Origin of the sequence: Brachyspira sp. SAP_772 (genome assembly GCF_009755885.1) — a bacterium.
Lineage (GTDB): Bacteria > Spirochaetota > Brachyspiria > Brachyspirales > Brachyspiraceae > Brachyspira.
Genome location: NZ_VYIX01000087.1, coordinates 1 through 844, shown reverse-complemented (window position 1 = coordinate 844; position 844 = coordinate 1). Strand labels below are relative to the sequence as shown.

Below are 844 nucleotides of genomic sequence, written 5' to 3'. Positions count from 1 at the left end.
TATAGAGCCAACTAAAGTRTAAAAATACCAAAAATATTCCTGTGCCTTTGTACCAAGCTGTATGCTTCCTGTTTCACTAGATAAAACTACCGCCCTATCTGCTCCGTCTTCAAATGATGCTGGTATTTTTGTATCTCCTTTAAGACCTGGATTTTTTGGCTTATAAGGAACTACATCTTCCCTGCTTATATCATTACCTAAATCTTTTTGCTTTTGTAAATTGTTATTATTGTTTGGGTTTATATTATCGCGTCTTTCAACTATTGGACTATTGGCACCGTCACCCAAAAAAGAAAACACAGAAGCATCTGAAAATACTTTTGAAGGTTTTACATCTATCTGTCCTCTTGATACTAATGACTTATCTGAAGCAAATGGTGTATCTTCATTATTTTCCTCTTCTTCTACATCTGGAGTCTCTACCAAAAACATATAATCATCTTTTTTATTCTTTTCTTCTTCTAATAGTTTTTCTAATTTATCATTATACGCAAACAAAGATTCCATTATATAAGTATTTACCAAACTYAATACAAATATATGAAGTATAAATGAAACTATTACTGCGAATATAGTATCTTTCTTTTTAATTATTATAGTTTTTAATTTACCTAAAAAATCTTTCATAATATGTTTTTATAATAAAAAAGCTATATGTTCAATTATAAATTAAAACTCTAAAAATTTGAATATAGTCAAATGGTTTAATAAACTAATAATTATATTTCATTATATAAGTTTTTATTTTATTCAACTTTTTCCCGCGTACGAGCTGTACCACCTTTCCGCACGGTAATACTTTGCTTTAATTATAACCTCTTAGGCGTGCGGGGGAGTGCATTTT

General features: G+C 29.1%; 1 protein-coding gene. It reads right to left on the bottom strand.

The genetic code is table 11. From position 1 onward, the window contains the following. Positions 1-627 (bottom strand): energy transducer TonB (locus GQX97_RS12745; protein ID WP_157152254.1); only part of this gene is annotated, 627 nt, incomplete at its 3' end. Positions 628-844: the final 217 nt, after the last annotated feature.